The organism is Roseovarius sp. A-2, from assembly GCF_002072155.1.
Taxonomy (GTDB): Bacteria; Pseudomonadota; Alphaproteobacteria; order Rhodobacterales; family Rhodobacteraceae; genus Roseovarius.
Genome location: NZ_BDIY01000024.1, coordinates 36,129 through 59,079, shown reverse-complemented (window position 1 = coordinate 59,079; position 22,951 = coordinate 36,129). Strand labels below are relative to the sequence as shown.

Annotated in this window: 20 protein-coding genes; 7 read left to right on the top strand and 13 right to left on the bottom strand. The window is 64.1% G+C overall.

Features of this window, described 5'->3' with window-relative positions; all coding sequences use genetic code 11:
- The first annotated feature begins 4 nt into the window (after positions 1–4).
- From BHD06_RS19295 to BHD06_RS19285, 3 genes are read left to right on the top strand one after another with little or no spacing between them, the layout of a single operon-like run.
- Positions 5–1,213 carry an ABC transporter substrate-binding protein gene (locus BHD06_RS19295; protein ID WP_080458604.1) on the top strand — a complete coding sequence of 403 codons (1,209 nt, stop codon included), beginning with the start codon at positions 5–7 and terminating at the stop codon, positions 1,211–1,213.
- A gap of 53 nt (positions 1,214–1,266) precedes the next feature.
- Positions 1,267–1,812, top strand: a complete 546-nt coding sequence (locus tag BHD06_RS19290) for a carboxymuconolactone decarboxylase family protein (protein ID WP_080458603.1) — start codon at positions 1,267–1,269, stop codon at positions 1,810–1,812.
- A 25-nt stretch (positions 1,813–1,837) separates the two neighbouring features.
- Positions 1,838–2,734, top strand: a complete 897-nt coding sequence (locus tag BHD06_RS19285; protein ID WP_080458602.1) for an MBL fold metallo-hydrolase — start codon at positions 1,838–1,840, stop codon at positions 2,732–2,734.
- A 320-nt stretch (positions 2,735–3,054) separates the two neighbouring features.
- Here the strand turns inward: BHD06_RS19285 and BHD06_RS19280 are convergent, their stop codons facing one another.
- Positions 3,055–5,061, bottom strand: coding sequence for a lipopolysaccharide assembly protein LapB (locus BHD06_RS19280; RefSeq protein WP_080458601.1), 2,007 nt, complete (start codon positions 5,059–5,061; stop codon positions 3,055–3,057).
- 98 nt (positions 5,062–5,159) lie between these two features.
- On the opposite strand from BHD06_RS19280, the gene BHD06_RS19275 reads away from it, so the two are divergent.
- The 4 genes from BHD06_RS19275 (at position 5,160) to BHD06_RS19260 (ending at position 10,001) form a co-directional block, all read left to right on the top strand.
- Positions 5,160–7,067 (top strand): hypothetical protein, encoded by a 1,908-nt coding sequence (locus BHD06_RS19275; RefSeq protein ID WP_080458600.1) that lies wholly within the window; start codon positions 5,160–5,162, stop codon positions 7,065–7,067.
- A complete protein-coding gene (locus BHD06_RS19270; protein ID WP_254892488.1) occupies positions 7,064–8,110 on the top strand; it encodes a glycosyltransferase family 2 protein in 1,047 nt (348 codons plus the stop codon). The genes BHD06_RS19275 and BHD06_RS19270 overlap by 4 nt, the downstream gene beginning before the upstream one ends.
- A 126-nt stretch (positions 8,111–8,236) precedes the next feature.
- Positions 8,237–8,986 (top strand): FkbM family methyltransferase, encoded by a 750-nt coding sequence (locus BHD06_RS19265; RefSeq protein WP_176214413.1) that lies wholly within the window; start codon positions 8,237–8,239, stop codon positions 8,984–8,986.
- Between the two features lie 43 nt (positions 8,987–9,029).
- Positions 9,030–10,001, top strand: coding sequence for a glycosyltransferase family 2 protein (locus BHD06_RS19260; protein ID WP_254892487.1), 972 nt, complete (start codon positions 9,030–9,032; stop codon positions 9,999–10,001).
- 3 nt (positions 10,002–10,004) lie between these two features.
- On the opposite strand, the gene BHD06_RS19255 is transcribed toward BHD06_RS19260, so the two are convergent.
- From BHD06_RS19255 to BHD06_RS19200, 12 genes are all read right to left on the bottom strand, one after another.
- On the bottom strand, positions 10,005–10,601 hold the full coding sequence (locus tag BHD06_RS19255) for a hypothetical protein (RefSeq protein ID WP_217805696.1): 597 nt from the start codon (positions 10,599–10,601) through the stop codon (positions 10,005–10,007).
- Entirely contained in the window at positions 10,601–11,386 is a 786-nt protein-coding gene (locus BHD06_RS19250; protein WP_176214412.1) for an FkbM family methyltransferase, read from the bottom strand. Before BHD06_RS19250 ends, BHD06_RS19255 begins: the two co-directional genes overlap by 1 nt.
- A 125-nt stretch (positions 11,387–11,511) precedes the next feature.
- Complete coding sequence (locus BHD06_RS19245; protein ID WP_080458613.1) at positions 11,512–12,573, bottom strand: ATP-binding cassette domain-containing protein; 1,062 nt, start codon at positions 12,571–12,573, stop codon at positions 11,512–11,514.
- A gap of 14 nt (positions 12,574–12,587) precedes the next feature.
- The gene (locus tag BHD06_RS19240) at positions 12,588–13,631 is read right to left on the bottom strand and encodes a proline/glycine betaine ABC transporter permease (RefSeq protein ID WP_080458597.1); all 1,044 of its coding nucleotides are present in this window, start codon (positions 13,629–13,631) and stop codon (positions 12,588–12,590) included.
- Positions 13,632–13,728: 97 nt separating this feature from the next.
- Positions 13,729–14,691, bottom strand: coding sequence for an ABC transporter substrate-binding protein (locus tag BHD06_RS19235; RefSeq protein ID WP_080458596.1), 963 nt, complete (start codon positions 14,689–14,691; stop codon positions 13,729–13,731).
- A 53-nt stretch (positions 14,692–14,744) separates the two neighbouring features.
- Positions 14,745–15,461, bottom strand: coding sequence for a DUF3726 domain-containing protein (locus tag BHD06_RS19230; RefSeq protein WP_080458595.1), 717 nt, complete (start codon positions 15,459–15,461; stop codon positions 14,745–14,747).
- Positions 15,461–16,807 carry a hypothetical protein gene (locus tag BHD06_RS19225; protein WP_307718136.1) on the bottom strand — a complete coding sequence of 449 codons (1,347 nt, stop codon included), beginning with the start codon at positions 16,805–16,807 and terminating at the stop codon, positions 15,461–15,463. The genes BHD06_RS19230 and BHD06_RS19225 overlap by 1 nt, the downstream gene beginning before the upstream one ends.
- A gap of 324 nt (positions 16,808–17,131) precedes the next feature.
- Complete coding sequence (locus BHD06_RS19220; protein WP_080458594.1) at positions 17,132–18,139, bottom strand: membrane dipeptidase; 1,008 nt, start codon at positions 18,137–18,139, stop codon at positions 17,132–17,134.
- Entirely contained in the window at positions 18,136–19,587 is a 1,452-nt protein-coding gene (locus BHD06_RS19215) for an aldehyde dehydrogenase family protein (RefSeq protein ID WP_080458593.1), read from the bottom strand. Before BHD06_RS19215 ends, BHD06_RS19220 begins: the two co-directional genes overlap by 4 nt.
- A 135-nt stretch (positions 19,588–19,722) precedes the next feature.
- Entirely contained in the window at positions 19,723–20,133 is a 411-nt protein-coding gene (locus BHD06_RS19210; protein WP_080458592.1) for a PaaI family thioesterase, read from the bottom strand.
- Complete coding sequence (locus tag BHD06_RS19205) at positions 20,130–21,155, bottom strand: phosphotransferase family protein (protein ID WP_080458591.1); 1,026 nt, start codon at positions 21,153–21,155, stop codon at positions 20,130–20,132. The genes BHD06_RS19210 and BHD06_RS19205 overlap by 4 nt, the downstream gene beginning before the upstream one ends.
- On the bottom strand, positions 21,152–22,795 hold the full coding sequence (locus BHD06_RS19200; protein WP_080458590.1) for a long-chain fatty acid--CoA ligase: 1,644 nt from the start codon (positions 22,793–22,795) through the stop codon (positions 21,152–21,154). Before BHD06_RS19200 ends, BHD06_RS19205 begins: the two co-directional genes overlap by 4 nt.
- Positions 22,796–22,951: the final 156 nt, after the last annotated feature.

Below are 22,951 nucleotides of genomic sequence, written 5' to 3'. Positions count from 1 at the left end.
TGACATGAAGATCGAATGGACAAGACGAACCCTGCTCGCCAGCGGCGTGGCCGCGCTTGCAACGCCGTCGATCCTGCGCGCGCAGGACGGCGAGATCGCCATAGGGTCGCTCACCCCCAATACCGGCGGTGGTGGACCCTTTGGCCCCAATATCACCGCCTCGCACAAGCGGGTGGCGGAGGCGGTGAATGCTGCGGGCGGTATTCTGGGCCGACAGATCCGGCTCTATCAGGAGAACTCCGAGACCAACCCGGAGACAGCCGTGCGTGCCGCCGACAAGCTGATCAACGTCAATCAGGTGCTGGGGATCATCGGCACGTTTTCATCCTCGGTCACATTGGGGACCATGCCCAAGTGTCAGAGTGCAAACGTGATCCAGATGTGCACCTCGTCGAGCTCTGATATCCCGATCGCCGACGAAAAGGGGCTGGTATTCAACTTTCAACCGCTCTCGCCGATCTGGGGCCGGGCGATTGCCGATCTGGTACTAAGCCGAGGGATCGAGAGCTACGCGCTGATGGCGCTCAACAACGATTTCACCCGCTCAATGATGGACGGTTTCATAGAGCGCGTGGGGCAGGATGCGCTTGTGCAGGAGCCGTTCTATTACAATGCCGGGCAATCGTCCTACCGCTCTGAGGTGACGCAACTGATGGCGAAATCGCCGGAGGCGGTGTTCATCCCGTCATACGTCGCCGATTTCACCGCCGTTTACAAAGAGCTGTACCGACAGGGTTACGAGGGCGTTGTCATCACCACCTCGCTCTCGACCGGCGAGCAGTTCAAGGAGACTGTCGGCGCGGCGGGGGACGGGGTGATTCATGGTTTTCCCGTTCCCGCACTGTCCTCCCCCGCCTACAAGCAATATCTGGAAGAGGTGGGACTGGAAGATACCGGATCGGTGCAGCACCCGTTCGGCACCGCTGGGCGCGATCAGATGTCGGCGCTGCTGCTGGCTATCGAGAAGGCCGGGACGACAGACCGCGCCGCCGTGGCCCGCGCCGTCTGGGACGTGACCACCGGCGAGGGCAAGACCACGGTCTACAACATCGCCGACGGTCTGGCGGCGCTGCGCGCGGGCGAGGAGATCAACTATTCCGGCGCGTCCGGCAGCCTTGAATTCGACGAGGAGGGCATGGTGCTCGGTCGGGATTTCCAACTCTCCGAAATTCAGGACGGCAAGGATGTGGTCCTGCAACGCCTTGAATTCTGAAACCCCACGAGAGAGGGGCGCGGCCCCTCTCTCATAGCCAAAACGGAGATAACATGGCCCGTGTCAGAGATGTCGAGATCGACGAGGTGCCCGAGGAGGTCCGCCCCATCTACGAGCGCTACGCGCGCGACTACGGTCCCTTTCTCAACCAGGTGAAGGTGTTTGCCCACCGGCCACTCGCCGTCAAGCATATCATGGGGCTCCTGCTGGAGCTACATGACGAGGCGGTGCTGCCCAAGCGTTACCTGGAGATCGCGCTGGTCACCGTCTCGACCATCAACAAATGCGAGTATTGCATCGGCCATCACGCGCCGCGCGCCGTGTCGCATGGGCTGAGCGCGGCTGCGGTCGAGGATATTCTTGTCGACGAGCCGGAGGGGTTCGATGCGGTTGATCTGCTGGTGCGCGACTATGCCGTGCAGGTGACCAACAGCTTCAACTACATGAAGGACGCGATCTTCGACGAGATGAAACGGCATTTCACCGAGGAGCAGATCGTCGAACTGACCCTGCGCATCGCGCTGTGCGGCTTTTTCAACCGGTTCAACGATTCGCTTCAGATCGAGACCGAAGAGGGCGTCGGGCAAATGCTGGCCTGAAGGGTTGCGGCAGGGGAGGACCGGGATGACGGATCAGCTGGATGAGGGGCTATGGGCCTGGAAGCAGAGCGAGAATAACAACCGCATGATCGCGCGGCAGCAGGCCGCGCCCGCCGAAGGGCCGGTGCGGCTGGCCTATTTCGGCGGCTCGGCGTTCCGGATCACCACGCCCTCGGGGCTGACGCTGATGATCGACCCGTGGCGCAACCCGCCCTGGGGCACATGGAACTGGTATCTGTTCGATTTCCCAGAGGTCGAGGTGGACATCGGCCTCTCGACCCATGCCCATTTCGACCATGACGCCCTGCACCGACTGCACGCGAGCACGTTGCTCGACCGGCTTATCGGGCGCTATGAGTTCGCTGATGTTGCGATCACCGGCATAGCCGACAAGCATGTCTCGGACACCTCGCACGCGGATGTGGACTGGGCCGGGCTGACCCGCAAGCTCACCCCGATGGAGACGCTGCCGCCCGATAATTGGCGTTCGTTCGACAATACGCTCCTGCTGATTGAAACGGGGGGTTTGCGCATCCTGCATTGGGGTGACAACCGCCCCGACCCGTCACCGGAGATCTGGGAGCGCTTGGGGCATGTCGATGTGGCGCTCTTGCCTATCGACGGTTCGCAGCATGTGCTGGGATATGAGCAGATCGAGACGATCCGCGACCGGCTGCGGCCCCGGGTGATCGTGCCGCATCACTATTTCATCTGGAACGTGACGCATCGCGCTTCGACGCTGGGGCCGCCGAATGACTGGATGGCAGGGCAGGCGCGGCGACAATGGACGACGAGCGGCGAAGTCACCCTGCCGGCGGATTGGGTGGCGCAGCAGGACGGTCTGGCGCTCTGCTTTGGCGAGCATGTCTGCTTTGACCCGCCCGATCTGACGCAGGCCGCGGACCGGCAGGACAGGGCCTGACGGCCTTGCCGTCACCGCCGTGTCGACCAATCGTCACGGCCCGCGCATCATCGTTATCTGCATCGCGATGGCACAGGCATAGAATGCAAGCAGCGCCATGCTTTCTGCCCCGATTCGGGCCGGTCCGACCCGTTGACGCAGGACCAGTCCACCCAGCAGAGCCTGTTCGACTTTTTGCGATAGAGTCGGGGATTGGCGTTATGGGCATTGAATGGCCTGTTACGAACCTTGCCCGTGCAAGAGATGTGCCGCGAGGGTGGACAAAAATCAACGGCGGCACCTGGCCATCCACTCCATCCTGCCCCCTCAGATTGGATGCTTCACGCCTGTTTGCGCAACAGCCTATCACGCCGGTTGCGGTAGCGTTGCTGGTTGGGCGCGATTTCGGCGGCGCGGTCGAGCGCCGTGACGGCGGCATCCTCGTCGCCCATTCTGCGGCACACCTCGGCAAGGTAAGCATGCAGTTCTGCGGTACTGTCATCCATCGCCGAGGCCTGCTCGAAACGCGCACGCGCCGCCGCCATGTCGCCCGCCTGCTCGTGGATCTGCCCGGTCAGGAAATGCCAGAAGGCGTGATCGGGGGCGCTAGTGCGGCAGGCGTTCATCTCGGACAGCGCCGCCTCGTGATCGCCACGCAGCAGCAGGATTTCTGCCTGCCGCTTGCGCACAAGCGGATCGTCCGGGGTCAGCGCCACCGCCTCGGTATTGTGCGCAAACGCATCATCGAGCCGCCCCATCCGCGCCTCAAGCAGTGCGCAAAAGCTGAACGGTCCGGCCCCGGGCACGCAAGTTTCATGCGCCAGAAGGCGTTTCCGCATTGCTTCAAGTTCCTGCGTTGACTGCAACAACCGCCCGGTCTTGCCATCGAGCGGGAACCATGGCCATTCGATGGCGATAGTTGACAGATCCGCCGCCCGTCTGCGCAGGACCTTGCCCTGCTGTACCACGATATTGGTCTGCTGATAGCGCACCGGCAGCGCCATCAGCGTGGCCCGGTCAAAGGGCAGCGTCGCACCCGGCTTGAGCCGCCCGCGCTTGATCATGACCGACCCCAGAACAGTCACATCTGGCAGCATCGGCTTTTGCCAGAAGGCGCGCAGGAACGACCGCCGCGCGCCAAATCGCTTGCCCAATGCGCCCAGGATATGCGCCCTTATGGCAAGGCCGGAGATATAGTTCTCCTGCCATTGGTTCGGATTGGCGAGGGCGATCTCGACATAGGTGAGCGCCTCGTCCCATTTGCTGAGATATATCCCGTTGGTGGCGTGCATCAGCGCCATGAAGGCGTTGTCGGCACCTGCATCCAGAATGCTCTGCCCGATCTCCCATGCCTCGGCCTCGCGCCCGGTTTCTTGTAGCCGACGCGCGAGTTTCACATAAACATGCGCGGCCTCGCTTGGGGTGATGAAATTCTCCACCCCGGCGTTGAACCGGTTCACCAGATGCTCATAGGCGGCGTCGCGTTCCGCAAGGGTCATCACCTCGTGAAAGCATTTGCGCTCCTGTCCGCTCAGGCGGGCGGCGGCGCGGCTGAAGGCGCTGATCGGCGGGGCCACGATCTCAGAGGCGCGTGACATCGCGAAAAGTTCTAGAAAATCGCGCTGCACCGGCTTGCACCCCTCAAGATCAACCAGATCGGTGATGCTGCGCACTTGGCTGTGCGCGGTGGTAAAACGCGCGATGCTCTCGGCCTGATCGGAAAACACCAGCGCCCCGGCCCCGGCGTTCTTTTCCAGGTAGGCCGAGTAAAGCTCGTCCGGCTCGATCTTGGCGGGCCATTCCTTGTGCTTCCACGGGTCCTCGTTGAGAATGTCGCCGCGCCGGATGTGATAGGCCACGACGCGCCCACAGCCCTGCGCCATCGCCGTCTCGATCTCCCCGATATGGCGCTGCACGACCGGGTTGAAGGCGATGCGGCTGATGAATCCGCGAAAGCGGCCGCGCAGATCGCTGCCATCTTCCCACGGGAATTCCACGATCTCAAACCCTTCGTCGAGCAGGACATGCCCGCCCTCGGCCAGATGCTCCTCCAGCCGCGAGGGGGACTTGTCCTGGAGGAAGGACCAGAGCGGCTTGGTCAGGCTGTCCAGCGCCTCGAAGCTCTCGTTGTCGATGAAATGCCGGTTGATGAATTCCTGCGCAAAAAGATCCGACGGCGTGTCGAGTTTCGGGGCCATCGCCCCGCGCGGAAACCAGTTGATGCGAAAATCAGTGCCGTAATCTTCGGCGAGGCGGATGCTGTTGAGCATCATCAGCAGCCGGGCACCCAACTGATCCTTGCGCAGACCGATGAACCATCCGCGCTCGTTATTGCCCGCCCTCGCCATAAATCAACCTTTTCTACATCCTGGAAATTTTATACACTCAACGGAAACAGTCGCAAGCGCTCCCGCTGCCGGGCAGTGGCGAAGGAGTTGGTGAGTTCATGACAACGCGGCCGAAACTGTTGCTGAGTGCCTTTGCGGCGCGGCCTCGATCGTCGTTTCTGGAATGGCTGGCCTATCACCGGGCGATCGGGGCCTCCGATGTGCTGTTGTTCACGGATCGCAGACAATCAGGCAAGCAGCCGCTGTTCGACGCCCTTGTGGCGGCAGGGGTGCTGCGCTTGATACCGGTCGCGGTCGATCCCGACATGAAGGAAGAGATCCACAATTCGGCGATCCGTGCTGCGGCGGTCGAGGCCGGGCAAAGTGGTGGCTATGGGCTCTATCTCGGGGTGGATGAGTATTTCTGTATCCTGAACTCTTCAAAGAGCGTGCAATCGCTAATGCGATCCTCCGGCGGGGCGGATGTGCTCTCCGCCCCGCTTCAGATCGCGGGCATGACGGCGCAGCACGAGCCCGGCCCGATCCTCTTTGCCGCACGCCAGACCGCCGCCGTGACATCGGATGCCCCGTTGCGCAGCGTCGTCCGGCTTGGTCTTTTCGCCGCGCGCAACCCCGAGGTGCCGACCGGCCCCGCGCAGGGAAAGGCGGCGCTCAAATGGGTGAACGGCGACGGCACGCCGATGCCCGAGCCGCATAGCCGCGTGACTTGGGCGAACGATGCAGGCGCGCGCGGCACGTCCAAGGCGGCGATCCTGAAGATAGCCGCCCCAAGCGTCGAGGCGTATCTTCTGCATATCGGTACCCTGCCCGAGAAGCAGCGCCCCGATGCCGACACGGTGATCGCGTGGCTGGAGGTGCAGCGCGCGATCACGGGCGAAGGTCCGGACCTGACGCCGCGCCTGGCCGACACGGCGCGCGAACTCGCAACCCTGATGGCCCTGCCCGGCGTCGCCGAGGCGCAAGAGGCGCTCTGCGCCGGGGAACGCGAAACGCTGGAGCAGATGCGCACCGGCGACATGGCCCGAGTGCTGGGCGCAGTCGGCTCAACGGCCCCGCAACCCACGCCCAAAGCCAAAGCCCCGCCCGCTGTAACGCCCGTGGCGGAGACCGCCGAGGTCGCACCGGACGCGGAACCCGACTCGCGCCCCGACGCCCCCGCTGCCCTGCCGCCCTGGTTTGCCGAAATCCACACCGGCGGCGACACTGAAGGGTTCTACACCCGGCTCAAGAACCATGCCGTGGTCGGCATCCTGCGGGATCAGGCGCGGCTGGTGGTGAGTTTCGACAACCTCTCGAACGTCAATGATCTCTCGCCCGAGCGCGAGCCCTGGGCCTATAAATTCGTGCGCGACAATGGCTGGTCGCACATGGCCGTCATGGCGCGGCGCAAGGATTGGTTTCGCTGCCCGCAACTGATCGCCCATCTCGAAAAGCTGGCCGCCGACGGCTTCTTTGCCGGGTTCGACAAGGTCATCCTGACCGGCACCTCGATGGGCGGTTTCGCGGCCTTGGCCTTTGCGTCGCTGGCCCCGGGGGCGACCGTCATCAGCTTCAACCCGCAAACCACGCTCGACGAAGCGTTGGTGCCGTGGGAAAAACGCTTTGGCATGGGCCGCGCGCGCGATTGGTCGCTGGCCCATAGCGATTGCGCCTTCGAGATCGACGAGGTCGAAAAGGCCTTCGTGCTCTATGACCCGTTCTTCGAGCCCGACCGCCGCCATGTCGACCGGCTGGAGGGCGACAACGTGATCCGGCTCAAGACCTGGTGCTCTGGGCATTTCTCGCCGGTCTTCCTGCGCCGGGCGGGGCTGCTCAAGCCGCTGATGCAGCACGCGCTTGACGACACGCTGACGCCGGACGTCTTCTACAAGATGTATCGTGACCGCCGATTTTTGCCGTGGTATCGCAAGGCGCTGCAAACCAACCTGCAAGAGCGCGGCCATGACAAGCTGGCGCGCATCGTCAGCCCCGCCTTTCGCAAACTCAAGAGACAGGCCGCCGAATGACCAAGCCCGGAGCGATCACCGCCGCCCTGCCCATCCCCGCCCTCGGCGGCAGCCATGTCATCATGACGACCATGAAAAACGAGGGGCCTTTCCTGCTGGAATGGATCGCCTATAACCTGACCATCGGCTTCACCGGATTCGTGATCTTCACGAACAACTGCGATGATGGCACCGACCTCATGGCCGAGCGGCTGGAGGAACTGGGCTATTGTAGTCACCGGCCCAACGATGTCTCAGACGGATCGCCGCCGCAGCACAAGGCGCTGCGCCGGGCGGTGGCACACCCTTGGGTCGAGGGGGCCGAGTGGCTGATCTGTCTCGATGTGGACGAGTTCATCAACCTGCGCGAGGGGGTGCAGACGCTGAATGAGATGATCGCCACGATGGGAGATTGCGACGCGGTGTCGTTCGTGTGGAAACTGTTCGGCTGCGGCGGGGTCGAGGACTATGCCGACACCCCCGTGACCGATCAGTTCGTTCTCGCCGACAAGGAGGGCGACCCGGCCAACGGGCGCGCCATCGGCTTCAAGACGATGTTCCGCAACAATGGTCTCTTTCGCAAATACAATCCGCACCGCCCCAAGGGCGTGCCAGAAGGGCGCGAGGACGCGGTGCGCTGGTGCGATTGCGGCGGCAACATGCGTCCGATGGGGCAGATCGGCTGGCGTGCATGGCCGGGGTTCAGCAACCGTTATGCGCGGCTGCATCACTACTCGGTGCGCTCGCTCGACAGCTTCTTGGTCAAGCGCGACCGGGGCCGCACCAACCACATCGCCCGCGAGCAGACCGAGCATTACTGGTCCGACATGAACGTCAACCGCACAGAGGATCGCAGCATCCTGCCCCATGCCGAACGCGCGCGCCCGGTTCTCGACGCGCTCAAGGCCGATCCGGTTCTGGGCCGCCTGCACCAGGACGCCTGCGACTGGCACCGCGCCAAGATCGCCGAGTTGAAGGACCGCCCCGGCTGGGACGAATTCCTCCGGTGGTTGAAGGTCAACAAGATCGAGACAAAGGACGAGGTCACTGAGAAAGATTATTGACAAGAACCCCGGCCTGACCGCTTGATAAGAGGCCGGTTGACCATGCGCAACATAAGCGCGGCACCCGACGGGCAGCAGTCAGGAGGGCGCGAAGCGGTGCCTCCGGCATTTTACAGGACCATTCGCATGAACGCAGACACAATGCTTCATCCCAAGAAGAAACACCGCCTGCAAATCGCCGAAAAAGGCGGGCCGATGGGGGCCGTTGCACGGCTCTCGGAATATTCCGAGCGTCGCGGCGCGGTGCTCGATGTGGGCGTCAATCGCGGCACCATGGCGCTGCATCTGTGCCGCCTCTTTTGCGATATGCCGATCCACCTGATCGATCCGATCCCTGCGCAATGCGACTACGTGCGCGAGCGTTTCTCTCGGTTTCCGACGGTCGAGGTGCATCAGATGGCCCTCTCGCACGAGACCGGGCAGAGCGAGTTTCACCTTGCCGATCATGTCGGCAGTTCCTCGCTCTTCACCAATACCGGCGACGAGGCGGCGCAGCATTCCGGGCACTCCATCGCCGAGACGATCACTGTCGAGACCAACCGCCTCGACGACTGGTGCGCGGTACACGCGGTCGATCATATCGCCTGCATGAAACTCGACACGCAAGGCAGCGAATTCAACATCCTCACCGGCGCGCAGAACCTGCTGTCGCGTGACGCCATCGACATCATCATGCTCGAATGGTTCGCAATTCCGCATTATGACGGCGTGCCCCTGCTCGATGAAATCCTGACCCTGATGCGTGGGCATGGCTACCTGCTATACGACATTTTCCCGTCGCGGCGGCTCAAGAACGGGCAGTTACGCTTCGGCGATGCGGTGTTCATCTCCGAGACGTTCCGCAAGACCCGCCTGCCCGCCGCACAGGGCACCTGAGCCACGGCCCGCACTCACTGAACGGAAGGACGACGCATATCCGATGGGACGTTTTGTCATTGTCACCCCGATGAAGAACGAGGGGCCGTTCATACTGGAATGGGTCGCGCATAATCTGGCCATCGGCGTGGACGAGATGGCGATCTTCTCGAACGATTGCACCGATGGCTCGGATGCCCTGCTCGACCGGTTGCACGAGATGGGCAAGCTGCATCATGTCGACAACAGCTCCAGAAAGCCCGCGCCGCAGCGCCGCGCCTATCGCCGGTTTCTCAAGATGGATCTTGCTGGACCCGAGGATTGGGTGATCCCGATCGACGCCGATGAGTATATCAACGTCAAGACCGGCGACCACACGCTGCGCGCCCTGACCGATGCGGTGCCGCAGGCGCGCACGCTGTCGATAACATGGCGGCTCTTCGGGAATGCCGGGGTCAGATCTTACGAGGATACGTTCCTCACCGATCAGTTCCGCATGGCCGCCGCCGACATGACCCGCCGCCCGCCGCAGGCTTGGGGCCTGAAAACCATGTTCCGCCGCGATCTATGGGGCCATATCGGCGTGCACCGGCCTAAGCGGCCCACCGTCGAAACCTTTGCCGAAACGCAGTGGTATAACGGCTCGGGACAGCCCATGCCCGAGCGCTATATGGAGGGCAGCTGGCGCTCGGGGCCGGATTCGCTCGGCTACGATCTGGTGCAGCTCAATCACTACGCGCTCAAGTCCTGCGAATCCTATCTGGTGAAAAAGGCCCGCGGCCGCGCCCATCACGGCGGCGAGGCGCTTGGCCTCGACTACTGGAACAAGATGAACCACAACCGGATCGAGGATCGCAGCATCGACGGCATCCGCGCGCGCAAGGCCGAGGTCTATGACGAGTTGCTATCCGACCCTGAATTGCGCCGCCTGCACGACGCCTGCTGCGACAATCACCGCGCGCTGATCACAGAACTGCGCGAGCGTCCCGATTTCAGCGATCTGGTGCAGGGCCTCTTGCCCGAGACGGCGGGCTGATCCTCAGAACGGGTTGGCAAACGCGCCGATGATCTGGGTCAGGTCCTCGCGCGGCAGGGCCATCTTCTTCAACTCGAACCGGGCCATCCGTCCGCGCATCTCGACCGGTTTGGCAAAGCGTTCCACCGCGTGATAGCGCGGCCGGTCGCCGTAATCGTCGAACAACACCACGGTCTTGCGGGTGCAGCGCAGCATCACCGCGTAAAAGCACGCCTCGCGAAAACGCCCGTCGATGAGCACGGTATCGGGGGCCTGAAACTCGGGATGATCCCAGATACCGAGCGCGTATTCGTGGTAGCGCCGATAGCCGTTGCTATCCACCGGGCGGCCCCATTTTCCGGTCTTTCCGATCGGGGCATAGTGCAAGTGCACCGGCGACGGCGCGCCCGCCTCGTCGAGATAGGCCTGAAGGCGGCGTGTCCAGCGGCGGTCGTTCTCGACGGAAAAGACCGTCTTGCCGGGCATCTCCGAGGCCAGCACAGTCGAGCCGCCGCTGCCATATTCGAGAATGACCTTGGCATTGGCATAGGTCTCTCGCACCCAGTCGCCCACCTCGGGCGAAAACGTCAATTCGGGGCGTTCCAGAACCGTCTTGTCCATCACTTGCACTCCTTCACCATGTCGCTGGACCATCGCCCCGGCAGTGCGAGGGCGGGTTTGCGCGGGTTGTGCCGCCGGTCAAGCGGGTGCGGCAGCGCGCCTGCCGGGCGCAGGCCCTGCGCCCGGTCACGTCGCAACAGCGTCGCCTCGACCACGCGCGGGATCGGCTCGCCGTCGATCTCGACACTGCCCGACACGTTGTTGGGATGCAGATGCACCGTCACGAAATCCTCACGCAGCTTTTCGATCGCGGCGCGCGCCGGGCCCATGAAGCGCGGCTTGGTCAGGATCGAGGGAAGGTGGTGCCATTCGATCACGATCATCCGGAACCGGCGCAACAGATCACGCGGCGCGGCAGACAGCGTGGCATATTCCGCCCCCTCGATATCCATCTGCAACAGCAGATCGGCGTCGGGGTCGGGATCGGTCGCCGCGACCCAGGAGGCCAGCGTCATGACCTCGCCCTCATCCTTGTCACCAAGGAACTTCCGCACGAATTCAGCCCCCGGCACGTTCAGCGGGGGGTGCTCGACCGAGGCGTCGGCCATGAAGGACGCAATGCCGCGCTTGGCCATGTCCATCTCGAAGCTGGCCTGTTCGGACACGCCGGGGGAATAGCAGGCCGCGATGCCCCGCAGATCGTCAGGCAACAGGTAGCCGCCATCGCCGAAATCGCCCATCCGGATCAGCGGCGTGTCGGTCTCATGGGGGCGCATGAAGGCGTCGATCACCGCTGCCCCCTCCGCATCATGAACGGAACGGATAGCGGGGGCTTGGGTGCTCATGACGCGGGTCTCTGCTCTGGTAACGGCCTGTGGGTGGGTGCGGGACATGCCCTGCCACCTCTATTATCTGCTATTCACACGACAATAGCACATCCGCGGCGCATTGCAGCCCAGTAAATGCCGCCTCAGACCGCCTTGGCGCGCATGCCGCCCTCTGCCGCCCCGGTGGGCACCAGCGCGCGCACCAGTTTCTGCATCTCCAGTGCGCCCACCTGCTCGCCGTCGCGCATGACGCGGTAACACAGCCCGGTATTGCCCGCGGAAATCGCGATGACCGATTCCAGCGTGTCGTCCGGGCCGACCTCGCCCGCAAACTCACGGTCCTGTGCCTTGGCTTCCTCCATCACCGACCGCACCCGCAAAACCCGCGCGCGATTGATGTCGCTGATGAAATCCACGATGTAAGGGTCGTTGGGATGCAGCAAAATCTCCTGCGGCTCGCCCTGTTGCACGACCTGACCATCCTTTAGAATGACCAGGTGATCGGCCAGTTTCAGCGCCTCGTCGAGGTCGTGACTGATGAACACCACGGTTTTTTGCAGTTCCTCCTGCAACTCCAGCAGCAGGTCCTGCATGTCGGTCCGGATAAGTGGATCGAGCGCCGAGAACGCCTCGTCCATCAGCATGATGGGCGAGTCCGAGGCCAGCGCCCGGGCGATGCCGACCCGCTGCTGCATCCCCCCCGACAACTGATGCGGATACTGCCCACCCTGCCCGCCAAGGCCCACGCGATCCAGCCATTTGAGCGCATCGTCCTGATAGTCGGCCCGTGTCTCGCCCCGCACCGCGCGGGCCATGCCGGCGTTTTCCAGCACGGTGCGATGCGGCAGCAGCGCGAAATGCTGGAACACCATCGACATCTGCTCGCGCCGCAGGCGGCGCAGGTCACCCTCGCCGTAAGCCAGCACGTCCTCACCATCGAGCAGGATCTGCCCCGCCGTCGGTTCGATCAGCCGGTTGACGTGGCGGATGAGGGTGGATTTGCCCGAGCCTGACAGGCCCATGATTACGGTGATATCGCCGCCGCACATATCGACATTGATGTCTTGCAAACCCAGCACATGCCGGTGCTTTTCCATCAGCTCCGGCTTACCCATGCCAGCGCGCACGTGTTCGAGCGCGCCCCTGGGGTCCGACCCGAAGATCTTGTAGAGATTGCGGATCGAGATCTTGACCTGTTTTTCCATGCCTGCGGCCCCGTTCATGAGTTTCTCTGCACCGCACTGGCAGCATTGACGCGGGCCAGCGCCGCCTTGGTCACGCGGTCAAGGATCACCGCCAGAAGCACAATGCCAAGACCGGCGATCAGGCCGACGCCCAGTTCAAGATTGCGGATGCCGCGCAGGACCAGCACACCCAGACCGGGAGCCGACACCAGCGAGGCGATCACAACCATCGCAAGGCTCATCATGATGGTCTGGTTCACGCCTGCCATGATGTTGGGCAGCGCCAGCGGGATCTGCACCCCATATAGCTTTTGCCGGTCGGTCATGCCGAACGCCTCGGCAGCCTCGATCACCTCCTTGTCGACCAGCCGGATACCGAGATCCGTGAGGCGAATGACCGGCACGATGGCATAGAGGATGATGGCGATTCCGTAGAGTTTCGGCTCTGTCACCGAAAAGAGGAAGATCAACGGAATGAGATAGACAAATGGCGGCAGCGTCTGGAGCATGTCCAGCACGGGGATCGTCAGCCGTTGCATCGTGTCGCTGCGCGACATGGCGATACCGATGGGCACACCCAACAACACGCATAGAAACGCACAGACAAAGATGATCGCCAGCGTCTGCATGGCGAAATTATAATGGTCAATGAAGGCCAGAAACAGGATCGAAAAGGCGACAAACCCCACCAGCTTCATGGATTTCGAAGCAAAATAGACGACCGCCAGCAGGATCGGGATCATGATGAACCACGGCGTGTTCTGGAACGCGTAGAGTGCGCCCTCCAGAAACCAGCTCAGCGGTTGGGTGATCGGGTCGAGCAGCACCTTGAGCGAATCCTTGACGCCGAGAAAGCCGGTTTCGACCCCCTTGGTCAGGTCGCGGGTCCGGGCAATCGCCGGGCACGCCTCGTTCAGCGCATCGAGAGAGGGAAAAGGCAACTCCCGGATGGGGGTGCCCTCACCGCCGCCCGAGCCCTGGGCGAGCAGGTCGGCCATGCTCATCGGGCCGGTGGTCGCATCCTTGTCGCACCACTGTCGCAGGCCGAGCCCGTCAAAGATGAAATCATATGTCGCCATGTCGGCTCTCCCTGCGCAGGCCCTTTTTCGGGCCTTGTCGTGCCTATTGGGCTGACGGGGCCGTGCACGTCGCACGGCCCCCCCCCGAAGGTATCGTTTACTTGATGATGCCGCTCAGTTTCTCGGCAGCGGCGTCATTCACCCAGCCTTTCCAAGTGTCGCTGTTCTGCGTCAGGAAGTAGACGGCGGCCTCTTCTGCAGAGGCACTGTTGTCGGCCTGCCATGCCAGCAAGTTGCTCAGCTCCTGCGTGCCGAAGGAGATGTTGCCCACCAACTCGAACACCTCCGGGTTACGCTCTGCGAAATCCGAGGTGACGACGGTCAGAACCGGAGCCGCCGGGTAGGCGGATTTGCCGGGGGTGTCGCAATCCTGCGTCTGGTTGCAGTCGTGGATTTCGGCGATATGCGGCCCCATGTCGACGGCGACCATGTTATAGCGGCCCAGCACGGCGGTCGGACCCCAGTAATAGCCGAACCACGGCTCCTTGTTCTCGTAGGCCGAAGCCATCGCGGCGGGCAGCGTGTCGCCCGAGCCGTGATTGAACACCTCGATGCCGTGGCCCTGGAAATCGAACGCCTTGACGAGGTTGTCATTGGCGATCCGGCAGCCCCAGCCGTCGGGGCAGTTGTGAAAGCGACCGCCGACCAGTTCGGGATTGGCCAGAACGCCCTCGATAGTGGCCAGTTCGGGATGCTCTTCGACCAGGTAGTCGGGCACCCACCAGTTCTCGCTGCCGCCCTCAGAGAAGACATCGGCGGCCTTGACCACCTTACCCTCTTCCTCAAGCTTGAAATAGGCGGGAGCCGAGTTGACCCAAAGTTCGGGCACCACGTCAGGCTCGTTGTTTTCGGCCAGCGAGGTGATGGCAGTGGTGGTGGCCGAGGGCACCAGTGTCACGTCACAGCCATAGCCCTGTTCCATCAGGAATTCGGTGATCTTGGAGATGATCGAGCCCGAAGCCCAATTCATTTCCGCGACAGAGATTTCGCCGCATTCGGCATGGGCCGCGACGGGCGCGGTCAGCGCGCCGAAGGCCAGTGCAAGTGTCAGTTTTTTCATGGTAATTCTCCCGGTTGAGTGATCGTTGTCATGGTAGGTCGTCTGATCGGGGGTCAATCATTGTCATCCCCCGCAGCCCCCGCCCTGGCGCGCGAGGCGTCCGAGGGCGGGGCGGTGACGCGCAATGCCAAGGCATCGAGCGCCCGCCAGTCGGTGAGTGCGATGCCCTGCGCGGGCACGCTGTAAACTGTCGGTATCGCGTCGGTATCGCGTCGGTCCGGAGTGTCGATGCGCAGATCGGCGGGGGTCTCGTCCGGTTGCCCCGGGGGCAGGGTGAGCGGCCCTCCTGTGCCTGCCGGTCGAAGCGTGATTTCCGCGCCCGCCCATCCGATCCGCAGCGGCAGGTCGAGCCGGGTGGCTGCCCGCGCGACGAAGGGCAGGATGAGGCGCGGATGCGCGACGGTGTCGATGTGCAAGCCATCGGGGCCTGGTCCCTCGGGAAGCCCCGCGTGATCGGTAAGCGCCAGCCCCGCGCGCAGCGGGCAGAGCGGTCCAGAGGTGGCCTTCCAATGGCCGGTCGCGGGCAGGGGGCGGGCCAGCATGGCGCAGTCGCGCAGCCAGTTCAGTACGATAGACGGCCCGGCCAATCCCGCGCGCGTCAGCCAGACGGCGGCCCATCCCGCCTCTTCGGCCTCGCCCCAGCTCAGCCCGGACCCGCGCGCCGCCTTGACGCACAGCGCGTTGATTTCGGAGAGCGACAGGCAGACGCGTGCCGCGTCGTGGCCATCGCGAGAGGACGCACTGTGCGCTGGATCGTTGAAAGACATCATCACGGCGCATCCCCCGGGTTCAGGTCATTGGGATAGGGCGCGCCCTGAAACAGGTTGATGCGCACCCAGCGATCCGAGCGCGGGTCGAACCGCGTGGCCCCGAAGAACGCCAGCTTGCAGCGCAGAAGGTCGATGGGCAGCATGTTGGCCGCAATCAGGTTGTCGCGTATCTCGGCGAACGGGTGCCGCGCGGTGGCCTGCACGCGGCGCACCATCAGGCGATGCTCAGGGCGGGTCAGCAGGAACCGGGCCAGCGGGGTGTCCTCGCCTTCGTCCTGCAAGGCCTGCCAGAGCGCGGCGGCCTGCCGTCCGGTATCGAGCGGCAATTCGCGGCTTGCGCCCTCTTCCTCAAACCGCTCACCAAGGCGCGGCTCCAGCTTTTCCTCGGAGATGTACCAGAACCGCGCGCATTGCGCCGGATCGCTGTAATCGGTGTGGATGGCCCAATCGTAATACGCTTGCAGGATGCCGCGCAACGCGGCCACGGTCATCGCTCCGTCGATGCCGAATTGTGCCTCTTCATCGGCCTGCATGCATTGGCCCAAGCCGTCGATCAGAGGCCCGTGCGGCTCCAGCATCGCGGCAAGCAGTGCCTCCTGCGCCTCGAGCGGCAGATGCGTTTGCCCCCAGTGCCAGAGCGTGTCCCAGGGCTGCGGCGCGCTCACGTCCCAACCCTCTGCCACGAACCGCCCAAGCCGGTCCAGGCCATCGCGCAGATCGGTCAGCTTGGCCTGTTGGATGGGGTGCGCGCTCTGCCAGTCGGTGGCGTTCTGCACTGCCGCCGCCAGCGTCGCGCGAAAGCCTGCGAGCGTCATCTCATCCGCAGACGCCTGCGCCCGCACCCGCGCGTCTTCGCGCGCCATCATCCAGTTGTTGAGCAGCACCGGGTGCCGAACGAGAAAGGGCGCCATGCCGAGGCCGGTGGAATTGCCCACGCCAAGCCCCCGGCGCAGATCCTCGCGCAGGGGCACCGCAGCGTCGCCACCCCGGGCGCGCGCCAGATGCTCGACCAGATCGACGGTAAAGGTGCGGGTGAGCCAGACCGACAGCATCTCGGCCTGAAACGGCGCGCTCAGTGCAGGCCGCCCGGCGATCATTGCGCGGTCGGCCGCCCCGAATTTGCCCGAGCCGTAAACGGCCGTGGTCCGCATCAGATACCCCGTCTCGCGCAGCATCTGCGCATCGGGCTGCTGCCCCGCCGCCAACCTCTCGACGACGTGATCGAACAGCCGCACCGAGCGGTTGGCGCGGCTCAGCGATAGCTCTTTCGGGCTGACGCGCCCGGCCTCCTGCAGCGGCACATTGGCCTGCAATCCGGTCCAGATCATCGGCATCCGGCGTGCCATCGAAGAGTGCGAATGTCGCGTCCCAGGCGGTGGCGATCACCCGGTCGGAGCGTTGGTCGGCGGGCAGATCATGGGCAAAGGCCACAAGGCTCAGGCTGCCGCCGTCAAAGCGCATCCGGTAGACGGCGCGGCCCACGCCACGCGCGTCCATCTCCCAGACCGGGCGGTCGAACACCCAGCCCTCGGCCTCGACCCGGCGCAGCAATTGCCGCAGGAACGACAGCCGCGTCGGGTGGCTGCATCCCATCCGCGAGAGTCGCATGACCTCGCCGGGCGGGCGCCGGAACGCTGCCGCTTGCGGCATGGGGTTCCGGCTCTCGCAACTCACTGTGCGGCCTCGTTGTAGCGGGGCGCGCGGCTGCCGAAACTTTCGCCAAAGAAGCGCGACCAGTTGCCGCCCATGATGCCCGCCACCTCTGCTTGGCTCATGCCTATGACGCGCAAACCCTGCGCGATATTGTCGAAATCGCGATTGTCCCGAAACCAGTCGGGCATCGGCGGGAAGCCGGGCGTGGCGGCGCTGCCCTCGCCGAAATCGACGGTCTTGGTCCACCGGCCAGAGCGCATCCACGCGACCACGCTGTCGGGCTGATCCTGACACAGGTCCGAGCCGATGCCGAGCCGGTCGACGCCCATCCACTCGGCGGTGCGCGCAACCATCTCGCAGAATTCCGTCAGCGTGCAGTCGCCGCCGCCCTTAAGGTGATGCGGATAAAGCGAAAAGCCCAGCATCCCGCCGCTTTCCGCCAGCGCCTGCAACACCCGGTCGGATTTGTTGCGCCGGGCGGGGTGCCAGCGTGCCGGGTTGGCATGGGTGATCGCGATGGGGCGCGTCGAATGCTCGATAGTCTCAATGGTGGAGCGGTCGCCGGAGTGGCTCATATCCACCACCAGCCCCACCCGGTTCATCTCTGCCACTACCTCGCGGCCCATGCGCGTGAGGCCGGTATCCTCGGCCTCGTAACAGCCCGTCGCCAGCAGGGATTGATTGTTGTAGGTCAGCTGCATGAAGCGCAGGCCGAGCCGGTGCAGCACCTCGACAAGGCCGATATCGTCCTCCATGCAACTCGGGTTCTGTGAGCCGAAGAAGATCGCGGTGCGATTGGTGGCCTGCGCAAGCGCGATATCGTCGGCGGTGAAACCCTGAAAGATCAGGTCCGGGTATTGCTCGAACCAGCGGTTCCACGCCTCGATATTCAGCACCGTCTCGCGGAAATTCTCATGGTAGGTGATGGTGACATGCACCGCATCGACATTGCCCGCGCGCATTTGCCGAAAGATATCCCCGGACCAGTTGGCATATTGCAGGGCGTCGATGCGGGGTGTCGTCATGCGGGCGCCCCCGAGAAGATGTAGGAGGTCTTGACCGTGGTATAGAATTCTTCGGCGTAGCGGCCCTGTTCGCGGGGGCCATAGCTCGACGCGCCGCGCCCGCCGAAGGGGACGTGATAATCGGTGCCTGCCGTGGGTAGGTTGACCATCACGCAGCCTGCACGCGCGTTGCGGCGGAAATGTGTGGCGCGCGAAAGCGAGCGGGTCATGATCCCCGCCGTCAGGCCGAATTCGGTGTCGTTGGCCATGTGAAGCGCCTGCGAATAGCTGCCCGCCTTGAGGATGCAGGTGACGGGCGCGAACATCTCCTCGCGGTTGATGCGCATGGCGTTGTCGGTGCCCGCGAACACGGCAGGGGCCATGTAATAGCCGTCGGTTGCGCGCTCCAGCCGGGTTCCGCCGCAGAGCAGTTCCGCGCCCTCGGATTGGCCGATTTTGATATAGTCGAGGTTGCCGTTGAGTTGCCCCTCGCTGACGACGGGTCCGATCTGCGTGCCGTCCTCCAGCGCGTGGCCGACCTTGAGCGCCTGCGTCGCCGCGACCAGCTTCTCGACAAAGGCGTCGTGGATGCCGTCCATCACGATCAGCCGCGAGGCGGCAGTGCATTTTTGCCCGGTGCCACCAAAGGCCGCGTTCGCCGCGTGGGCCACGGCCAGATCGAGATCGCAATCGTCGCAGATCACCATCGGGTTTTTCGATCCCATTTCCATCTGGATCTTGGTCATGTTGACCATCGCCGCGGCCGCGATGCCACGCCCCACGGGGACCGAGCCTGTAAAGCTGATCGCGTCCACTGCCGGGCTCTCGACCAGTCGCTGCCCCACCTCGCGCCCCGGCCCCATGACGAGGTTGAACAGGCCCTCGGGCAGGTCCTGCTTTGCTATGATCCCGGTCAGCGCAACGGCGCTCGCGGGCGTCTGATTGGCGGGCTTCCAGATCACCGCGTTGCCGAAGGCCAACGCCGGCGCGATCTTCCACGCGGGCGTGGCGATGGGGAAATTCCACGGGCTGATGATCGCCACCACGCCCACCGGCTCGCGCCGCACGTCGATCTCGATATCCGGGCGCACGCTGTCGGCGGTCTCGCCCAGCTGGCGCAGCGCCTCGGCGGCGAAATAGGTAAAGAACTGCCCGGCGCGATAGGTTTCGCCCTTGCCCTCGGCCAGCGGCTTGCCCTCTTCGCGGGCAATCATTGTCCCGATTTCCTCAGCGCGGGCCATCAACTCGGTGCCAATGGCCATCAGCACATCGTGGCGCTTCTGCGGGTTGGTGGCACCCCATGTCGCTTGCGCCGTGCGCGCGGCGGCGAGGGCCGCGTCAAGCTGCGCCGCATCGGCCTGCGCATAGTGGCCGATCACGTCCGACAGGTCCGACGGATTGCGGTTCTCCACGGTGGCGGCCCCGTCTTGCCATTGGCCTGCGATGAAATTGCGCGTCTCGAGTGTCATGCCTGTCCTCTGTCCTTCGCCGCCGACCACCGCGCGGCGCGCAGGGTCGCGGTCAATCTCAGGCACGCAGCTTGTGAGGCGCAGTCAATTAAATCAATCGCAAATTTCTTTATAAGATTTCAATATATCTGAATTTCAACTCCGCCGGTAGCGGAACACGCCCGTGCCCGTGGCGATCAGGCTGCCGGTCTCATCGCACACCGTGGCTTCGGCGAAATAGGTGCTCTTGCCTCCCCCTGTGCGCCGTGCCTCTGCGATCAGCAGCGCCCCCTGCGCCTGCCCGAGGTAATTCACCGTGAGCGAAAGCGTCAGCGCCATCTGCGCCCGCTCCGGATCGCCGGTATAGCACCCGGCAAAGCCCATCGCGGTATCGAGCAGCGTCGCATGCATCCCGCCATGCGGCAGCCCCTGCCGGTTCATCAGCACGGGCGTCAGCGGCAATTCCACCCGCGCGAAATCCGCGCGCCATTCGGTCAGGCGATAGCCCAGATGGGTTTGCAGCGCCGAAGGTGCCTCCAGCAACGCAGGGTCGATCTTGTCGCTCATGTCTCATCCTTTGCTGTTCGCAGCCCCGCCCGCGCGAATTCCGGCACGTATTGGCCAAGCGCCAGACCGCGTGTGGGGTCCGAGGCGTTGCCGTCCATCGCGCGTTTCTTCACCCCCTGCAGGATCGCCGCCATGCGAAAATAGGTGAAGGCGAGGTAGAAATTGAATCCCTCAATGGGCGCAATCCCCCGCCGTTCGCAATAGCGCGCGATGAAATCCGCATCCGACCACAGGCCAAGGGCGGCACGATCCACCCCCGCCAGCCCGCGCCCCTCGGTCGTGGCGGGCATCGACCATTGCATGATAACAGCAGCGAGATCGGCATAGGGGTGGCCGATTGTCGATAACTCCCAGTCCAGCACGGCGACACACTCCGGGCCCTCGGGGGCAAACAGGAGATTGTCGAGCCGGTAGTCGCCATGCACCAGACAGCGTTGCCCGTCCTCGGGTGGCACATGCGCGTCCAGCCAGACGATCAGCGCCTCCATCTCCGGCTGAACCTCGGTGGCGGTCGCGTGGTACTGCGCCGTCCAGCGGTCGATCTGACGGCGATAGTAATTGCCCGAGGGCCCGTAATCCGTCAGCCTCGTCGTCGCCAGGTCGACGTCGTGAATGGCGGCCAGAACCCGGTTCATCTCATCGATCACGGCATGGCGCGCGCGCGGTTTCAGTCCCGGCAGCGACGGCGCATCAAAGGTCCGGCCTGGCACCGCGTCCATGATGTAAAAGGGCGATCCGATGACGCTCTCATCCTCGCAGAGCACATGCATCTGCGCGACCGGCACGCCTGTACCCGCCAACGCGCGCTGCACGCGAAACTCGCGCTCCACCGCATGGGCGGATTTGAGCAGCACCCCGGGCGGCTTGCGGCGCAGCACATAGTTGCGCGCGGGCGTCTTCAGCAAATAGGTCGGGTTCGACTGACCGCCGCTGAATTTCTCGGCCTTCACCTGCCCGTCAAAGCCCGGCAGATGCCCGGCCAGCCAGTCTGCGACGCGGGCGGTGTTCAATGCCTCGCTCATGCCCCCGCCTCGCGCAGATCGGGATGCACGTAATCGGCAAACTGCTCGCGCAGCGTCAGCTTTGACACTTTGCCCGTCGCGGTCAGCGGCAGTGCCTCGATCCACAGCAGGTCATCGGGCAATTGCCAGGCCGCGAAATGCGCCGCCATATGTTCCTGAACCTCGGCCAGATCAGGCCGTGCCTGCCCTGCGGCCACCGCCACCAGAACCGGGCGCTCATCCCATTTCGGATGCGGCACGGCGATCACCGCGCAAGCCCGGATACCCGGATGAGAGAGGGCGGCGTTTTCAAGGTCGATGGAGCTGATCCACTCACCCCCCGACTTCACCAGATCCTTGGCGCGGTCCCGGAGCATAAGACGCCCCTCGGGGCTGATCGAGGCCACATCGCCGGTGCCGAACCAGCCCTCGGCATCCATCGCGTCGCGTGTGGCCTGCGGATTCTCGAAATAGCCGCTGATCACGGTATTGCCCCGCACGTATAGCTCTCCGCTCGCCTGACCGTCATGCGGGATGCGGCGGCCCTCATCATCCACGATCTTGAACTCCACCCCGAAAAGCCGCTGCCCGGCCCAGCATTTCGCGGCGATGCGCTCGGACTGCGCGGCACCCTCCATCATGGCGGGCAGCATGCCATGCGTGCCGATCGGGCTCATCTCGGTCATGCCCCAGGCTTGCGCGACGTTGACACCGCGCGACTCAAAGGCCTCGATCATGACCTTGGGCGCGGCAGAGCCGCCGACCACCAGATCGCCAAAGCCCTCGGGCACCCTGTCCCGCGCCCTGATCTCATCGAGCAACCCAGCCCAGACGGTGGGCACGCCCCAGGCCGACCAGACCCGTTCCGCCTCCATGAGGCGAAACAGGCTCGGCCCGTCCAGATGCGGCCCCGGCATGACCAGCGTCATGCCGGTCAGCGGCGCGGTATAGGGCAGGCCCCAGGCGTTCACGTGAAAGAGCGGCACCACCGGCAGGATGCGCGCCCCGGCCCGGAAACTGCTGGTCTGACACAGCGGCACCTGCATCGCATGCAAGAGCGTCGAGCGATGCGAATAAAGCGCGCCCTTGGGGTTGCCGGTCGTGCCCGAGGTGTAGCACAGCCCCGAGGCGGTTTCCTCTGGAAATTCCGGCCAGTCATGGCTTTCGGGCTGGCCCTCCAGCAATTCCTCGTAGCAGAGCGCATCAAGCACTGTCTCGGGCATATTGGCGCGGCCGGTCATCAGCACGAACCGCAGCCCCTGCGGCAGATCCGGCAACAGCCCCTCGACCAGCGGCACGAAGGTCAGATCGAGAAACAGCACCCGGTCGCCCGCATGGCGGATGATATAGACCAGCTGTTCATGTGTGAGGCGCGGGTTGATCGTGTGACAGACCGCGCCCATCCCCGCCACCGCGTAATAAAGCTCGACATGCCGATACCCGTTCCACGCGAGCGTACCGACCCGGTCGCCCATGCCGACGCCCAGCCCGTCCAGCCCATGCGCCAGCTGTGCAGCGCGGGCCAGCGTCTGGCCGTAGCTTTGGCGGTGAATACCCCCCTCGACCTGCGCCGACACAATGCCCTGATCGCCATACGCCTCAGCCGCATGGGTCAGGATGTCGATGATCCGCAGGTCACGGTGCATGATCTGGCCCTGCATGCTGCTCTCCTCCCTCGCCCCTCGCCCGGCGACGGTGGCATGAAAGGCGCGAGGGATCAATCGCGTGCTCCGTCGCCCTCCGGTTTGACCCGAGGATCACCGGGAAGGGACGAGAGACCCTGTGTTCAAGCCGGAGGCTGACGGATAAAAAGATAC

Bases quoted from the DNA above. Each gene is read 5' to 3' on its own strand.
- BHD06_RS19230 (WP_080458595.1), bottom strand. From the start codon at position 15,461: ATGATGTCTTTCAACGATCCAGCGCACAGTGCGTCCTCTCGCGATGGC.
- BHD06_RS19235 (WP_080458596.1), bottom strand. From the start codon at position 14,691: ATGAAAAAACTGACACTTGCACTGGCCTTCGGCGCGCTGACCGCGCCC.
- BHD06_RS19260 (WP_254892487.1), top strand. From the start codon at position 9,030: ATGGGACGTTTTGTCATTGTCACCCCGATGAAGAACGAGGGGCCGTTC.
- BHD06_RS19265 (WP_176214413.1), top strand. From the start codon at position 8,237: ATGAACGCAGACACAATGCTTCATCCCAAGAAGAAACACCGCCTGCAA.
- BHD06_RS19275 (WP_080458600.1), top strand. From the start codon at position 5,160: ATGACAACGCGGCCGAAACTGTTGCTGAGTGCCTTTGCGGCGCGGCCT.
- BHD06_RS19225 (WP_307718136.1), bottom strand. From the start codon at position 16,807: ATGGCACGCCGGATGCCGATGATCTGGACCGGATTGCAGGCCAATGTG.
- BHD06_RS19290 (WP_080458603.1), top strand. From the start codon at position 1,267: ATGGCCCGTGTCAGAGATGTCGAGATCGACGAGGTGCCCGAGGAGGTC.
- BHD06_RS19215 (WP_080458593.1), bottom strand. From the start codon at position 19,587: ATGACACTCGAGACGCGCAATTTCATCGCAGGCCAATGGCAAGACGGG.
- BHD06_RS19285 (WP_080458602.1), top strand. From the start codon at position 1,838: ATGACGGATCAGCTGGATGAGGGGCTATGGGCCTGGAAGCAGAGCGAG.
- BHD06_RS19255 (WP_217805696.1), bottom strand. From the start codon at position 10,601: ATGGACAAGACGGTTCTGGAACGCCCCGAATTGACGTTTTCGCCCGAG.
- BHD06_RS19250 (WP_176214412.1), bottom strand. From the start codon at position 11,386: ATGAGCACCCAAGCCCCCGCTATCCGTTCCGTTCATGATGCGGAGGGG.
- BHD06_RS19270 (WP_254892488.1), top strand. From the start codon at position 7,064: ATGACCAAGCCCGGAGCGATCACCGCCGCCCTGCCCATCCCCGCCCTC.
- BHD06_RS19220 (WP_080458594.1), bottom strand. From the start codon at position 18,139: ATGACGACACCCCGCATCGACGCCCTGCAATATGCCAACTGGTCCGGG.
- BHD06_RS19245 (WP_080458613.1), bottom strand. From the start codon at position 12,573: ATGGAAAAACAGGTCAAGATCTCGATCCGCAATCTCTACAAGATCTTC.
- BHD06_RS19295 (WP_080458604.1), top strand. From the start codon at position 5: ATGAAGATCGAATGGACAAGACGAACCCTGCTCGCCAGCGGCGTGGCC.
- BHD06_RS19280 (WP_080458601.1), bottom strand. From the start codon at position 5,061: ATGGCGAGGGCGGGCAATAACGAGCGCGGATGGTTCATCGGTCTGCGC.
- BHD06_RS19200 (WP_080458590.1), bottom strand. From the start codon at position 22,795: ATGCAGGGCCAGATCATGCACCGTGACCTGCGGATCATCGACATCCTG.
- BHD06_RS19210 (WP_080458592.1), bottom strand. From the start codon at position 20,133: ATGAGCGACAAGATCGACCCTGCGTTGCTGGAGGCACCTTCGGCGCTG.
- BHD06_RS19240 (WP_080458597.1), bottom strand. From the start codon at position 13,631: ATGGCGACATATGATTTCATCTTTGACGGGCTCGGCCTGCGACAGTGG.
- BHD06_RS19205 (WP_080458591.1), bottom strand. From the start codon at position 21,155: ATGAGCGAGGCATTGAACACCGCCCGCGTCGCAGACTGGCTGGCCGGG.